The 4,983-nt window shown below is 42.2% G+C and carries 4 protein-coding genes; 3 read left to right on the top strand and 1 reads right to left on the bottom strand.

The window, feature by feature from the left end; all coding sequences use genetic code 11:
• Nucleotides 1–52: 52 nt before the first annotated feature.
• From J5I83_RS02715 to pnp, 3 genes are all read left to right on the top strand, one after another.
• A complete protein-coding gene (locus J5I83_RS02715) occupies nt 53–1,483 on the top strand; it encodes a HAMP domain-containing sensor histidine kinase (protein WP_304053098.1) in 1,431 nt (476 codons plus the stop codon).
• A gap of 267 nt (nt 1,484–1,750) precedes the next feature.
• The gene (rpsO, locus tag J5I83_RS02710; RefSeq protein WP_304053095.1) at nt 1,751–2,020 is read left to right on the top strand and encodes a 30S ribosomal protein S15; all 270 of its coding nucleotides are present in this window, start codon (nt 1,751–1,753) and stop codon (nt 2,018–2,020) included.
• Nucleotides 2,021–2,162: 142 nt separating this feature from the next.
• Nucleotides 2,163–4,271, top strand: coding sequence for a polyribonucleotide nucleotidyltransferase (pnp, locus tag J5I83_RS02705; RefSeq protein ID WP_304053094.1), 2,109 nt, complete (start codon nt 2,163–2,165; stop codon nt 4,269–4,271).
• Nucleotides 4,272–4,437: 166 nt separating this feature from the next.
• On the opposite strand, the gene J5I83_RS02700 is transcribed toward pnp, so the two are convergent.
• Nucleotides 4,438–4,983 (bottom strand): DUF3422 domain-containing protein (locus tag J5I83_RS02700; RefSeq protein ID WP_304053092.1); only part of this gene is annotated, 546 nt, incomplete at its 5' end.

The raw sequence follows: 4,983 nt of genomic DNA, 5'->3' as shown, positions 1-4,983 counted from the left end.
ACCGCCTATGGGCGGCGAAAACTGAATGGAGGATCGTTTATGACTAAGTATCATGTCAACTGCCGATTTTTCCAGGAGAAACCCTACGAAGCAATTTACTTTAAAAGGAGTGAAAGAAAGTGGGCAGAAATTAAGCGACGAGATATTAATAGATAATATCCGCTGGTTTATCATCTTTCGATGGGCTGTCATTGGTGCATTGATTCTTTTTCAAATTGTAGCTCTGATCGCGTCGGATACACTTACTCAATTAGGAATCAGAGAACAACAAGATTGGCCGCTTGCCATCACAGCCGTTCTGAGTGTGGCCAATTTTGCCTATATTTATGCACTGGATTTTTGTCAATCTTCACATTACAACTCACCTTCAATCAACATTTGGGTGCAGATTATTGTTGATTTATTGTGTTTATCGGTAGTCGTGCATTATGTTGGTAGTACTGCAACACCCGCCCCCTTCTTCTATATTCTCCATATTGCCTTAGCATGCATTTTCTTCTCAGCCCTGGAAAGTTTATTTGTAGCAATCATAGTCTGTGCGATGTATACGATTGTGCTACTCGTCGAAAGTGGAATGTTTCTTCAAGTATCACAATCTATTCTTATAGACCCAAAGTTTTCAAGTGAGAGCTTGCACAAAGGCCATGTACTCGTATGGATGATCGCACTCGACACATTGTTTCTTATCGTCTGGTATGTCGTTTCACGTCTTACGCTTGTTGTTCGTAAACACGAGCAATACCTGCGTGACGCCTATGAGCAAATCCATCAAGCTCAAATTGCAAAAGATCAGTACGCCATGCTCATGACGCATCAACTTAAAGCGCCACTCGATGCCATTAGAAGCAAAATTAATCTGATCAAAGGTGGGTATTGCGGACAGGTACCCGCTGAAATAGAAGAGGTGCTCAGCAGAATTGATAAACGTGGACATAGCATGTCTCATTTAATTCTGGATGTGCTTAGGCTTGAACGATTAAAAACAGCCGGAAAAAATACGGATGCGATGGAATACGTTGACATCTCGGCAATGATTGATAAATGCGTCGATAAATTAGAACCACTCGCAAAAGCCAGAAATATTGAAATAAAACTATCAGCCCAGAATTTTCTTGCTCGTGGCATCCCGGATCAAATCGAAATATTGCTTGAAAACATCATTGCCAACGCAATCACCTATTCTTATGATAATACGGTGGTAGATATTGTTTCCACTCTTGAGTCGCCTAATAATTCAGCAATCGTGACAATTACCGACCATGGAATTGGAATTGAGGCAAAGGATTTACCGAACATTTTTGACGAATACTTTTATTCTCCAAGAGCAGTGTTACATAACCAGTCATCCAGCGGTATTGGTCTATCGTTAGTTAAAATTGCTGCAGGTAATAATAACCTCCAGCTTAAAGTCACGAGCGAGCCAAGTATGGGAACTGCATTTTCTGTGATCTTTCCAAATATTCAAATTCCTAAAGAAGAATGAATATGGCGAATTGATGCAGTGATGATTTGCATCAAATATTTTCCAATCAGTAATATTTCTTGTATAGCGCTCCCAAGACTTATAAAATACCTCCCATTCTGAATTCCATCAGGATAGTATTTATTCAAATTATCGAGATCTTTACAGATTCTTTCCGACTGTATCACATCATCCCAACACTTTGTAAGCTTTGGACAAATAACCCATTAAAGGGTAAAATTCCGGCTTTCTTATAATAGGTTAATTAACAAAACTGGAGAAAATTATATGGCAGTCACAACTGAGCAAAAAGCCCAGGTGGTGCGTGACTATCAAAGAGCCGCAGGAGATACTGGTTCTCCTGAAGTACAAGTGGCACTTTTGACTACTCGCATCAATGATTTGATCAACCACTTCAAAGCACACGCCAAAGATCATCATTCCCGCCGCGGCTTACTTAAAATGGTAAGTCATCGACGCAAGTTACTTGATTACTTGAAAAAAAAGAACAGCGATCGCTATCTTACGCTAATTGAGCGCCTTGGTTTACGCAAATAATTAACTTATTTGCTTTCTTCCCCAGCTCAGAAAAGCTTTTTAAGTAATGGTTTAAATCTTTTTTGGCTAAAGAATAAAAAGGTATAGCGTGGAGAAAGCCAATCAAGCAAGGATGATTACATCAATAAAGAAGGGTTGCTAATTGAAACTAATAAAGAAAAGTATTACCTACGGTCGCCATAATCTTACTTTGGAAACCGGAGAAATTGCGCGGCAAGCTCATGGCGCAGTGATGGTTACGATGGAGGATACAGTTGTACTGGTTACCGTCGTAGGAGATAAAAATACAAAACCTGGACAAGATTTTTTTCCATTAACCGTTGATTATCAGGAGAAATTCTATTCTGCAGGCCGAATTCCAGGTAGCTTTCTTAAACGTGAGGGCCGCCCTTCTGAGAAAGAAACACTCACTTCGAGATTGATTGATCGTCCTATTCGTCCACTCTTTCCCGCTGGCTTTTATAATGAAATCCAGATTGTTGCAACGGTTTTATCGTCTGACAGCGAAGTGGATGCTGATATACCGGCAATGATTGGCACTTCTGCAGCATTAGTTCTTTCAGGCATTCCATTTGATGGTCCTATTGGAGCTGCCCGTGTTGGTTATATCAATGACGAATATGTGCTTAACCCTACTACCAGCGAACTCAAACAAACTCAACTTAATTTGGTTGTAGCCGGAACACAACAAGCGGTATTAATGGTTGAATCAGAAGCAACGGAATTGTCTGAAGAAACCATGCTTGGTGCTGTCGTGTATGGCCATGAACAAATGCAAGTGGTCATTGATGCTATTAATGAATTCGCTGATGAAGCCGGTGTCACCGCGTGGGACTGGAAGCCAGTTGAAAGAGATCCGGTATTAATTGAGAAAATTACACAACTGGCAGAAGCAGATCTACGTAACGCATTTCAATTAAAACAAAAACAAGTTAGAACTGAAGCCATCAAAGAAATCTGGCAACGCGTCTACGCAGAATTAGGGGTAGGCACAGAAAATGGTCCAGATGAACAATCAGTCAAAGAAATTGGGTTTGAGTTGGAGTCCCAGATTGTCCGTACGCGTATTCTCGATGGCGAACCTCGCATAGATGGACGTGGCACAAGAACTGTACGTCCTATTACCATACGCCATGGTGTGCTGCCACGTACCCATGGTTCTGCACTCTTTACGCGAGGTGAAACTCAGGCCCTGGCTGTGGCTACTTTAGGAACTGCTCGTGATGAGCAGAGAATTGATACCTTACAAGGGGAATATTCGGAACGCTTCATGCTTCATTACAATATGCCCCCTTTTGCTACTGGAGAAATCGGTCGTGTCGGGACTCCAAAGCGACGTGAAATAGGTCATGGCCGCCTGGCCAAGCGCGCATTGGAAGCAGTACTTCCTTCGACTGAAGAATTTGGTTACTCGTTAAGAGTCGTTTCTGAGATCATGGAATCTAATGGCTCCAGCTCCATGGCATCGGTCTGTGGTGGATGTCTTGCGTTGATGGATGCAGGTGTACCCTTAAAAGCTCATGTAGCAGGTATTGCTATGGGATTGATCAAGGAAGGAAATCGCTTTGCTGTACTTACCGATATCCTTGGCGATGAAGATCACCTCGGTGATATGGATTTCAAGGTTGCAGGTACTGAAAAAGGCATTACTGCTCTGCAAATGGATATAAAAATTCAAGGAATTACCAAGGAAATTATGCAGGTAGCCTTACACCAGGCTAAAGAAGGCCGTTTGCATATCCTGGATATTATGAAGAAGGCTCTGCCTGCAACCCGGGAAAATATTTCGACACACGCACCACGTATTATCAAATTTAAAATTAATCCTGAGAAAATTCGCGATGTTATCGGTAAAGGAGGCGCAGTCATTCGCGCCCTAACTGAAGAAACCAATACCACGATAGATATAACCGATGATGGCACAGTCATGATCGCCTGCATCAATAGCGAGGGTGGCGAATTGGCTAAAAAACGTATCGAAGATATTACTGCAGAAGTAGAGGTAGGTAAAATCTATATCGGTGTAGTATTGAAACTGCTTGATTTTGGTGCAATTGTTAGCGTTCTTCCTGGTAAAGACGGTTTATTGCATATTTCTCAAATTGCTAATGAGCGCGTTGAAGATGTGGCTACTTACCTTAAAGAAGGCCAGTCGGTCCGAGTAAAAGTACTTGAAGCTGATGATAAGGGCCGGCTTCGCCTAAGCATGAAAGCAGTTACCGCAGAAGAATCTGAGAGTGTTGTTTCCTGACCGGAACCGAAACTAATTTTGCAAAATTGAGCGCTATCTTAGATAAAAGTAGCGCTCAATTTCACCTTGGTTCACAAGATTCTTCTAACTACTTGCCAATATCTGCAATTCCTCTGTTTACCATCGGCAAAGCATTCAGGTAGTCATGCAGCAACCAGTAAGCGGCTTAATTACTTTTCTTCACCAGCCGGCGTAATCGCCTCACACCAAAAAACACAATCATGAAAACTACCGGGATTGCGATCCCTGTGATCAATTCCACATTGATCGCATATCCCGCGGCTTTCGCTGCCTTTAGCCCATAACCCACGATACCAAGCAAATAGTAACTCAACACAACAACCGATAAACCCTCAACCGTTTCTTGCAAACGTAACTGCAAGTGTGCTCGATTATCCATGGATTTCAACAAATCACGAATTTGCGATTCCATGGAAATATCAACGCGCGTGCGTAACATGGATGAAGCACGCGCCACACGTAAAGAAAGAATTTCGAGTTTCGAACGCACCAGATCAAAAGTACCCATTGCTGAAGTCACACGTTGTTTCCTGAATTCATACAGCATTTGCAGTCCTTCGATACGCTCCTCCCTCAATTCAACGATACGCTGCTGCATGATAACGTAATAAGTTTGTGATGCACTGAATCGGTGGCTGGTCTGAGCAGAAACTTTTTCGATTTCTGCGGCTAATCCTGTCAGTTCACCAAG

The sequence above is a fragment of the Nitrosomonas communis genome (genome assembly GCF_024102715.1).
GTDB classification, from domain to species: Bacteria; Pseudomonadota; Gammaproteobacteria; order Burkholderiales; family Nitrosomonadaceae; genus Nitrosomonas; species Nitrosomonas communis_B.
The sequence above is the reverse complement of the archived record's forward strand: the minus strand, read 5'-3'. Positions and strand labels throughout refer to the sequence as shown.

What these genes read in the sequence shown, in the direction of transcription:
- J5I83_RS02715 (WP_304053098.1), top strand. Translation starts at nt 53, where the DNA reads ATGTCAACTGCCGATTTTTCCAGGAGAAACCCTACGAAGCAATTTACT.
- rpsO (WP_304053095.1), top strand. Translation starts at nt 1,751, where the DNA reads ATGGCAGTCACAACTGAGCAAAAAGCCCAGGTGGTGCGTGACTATCAA.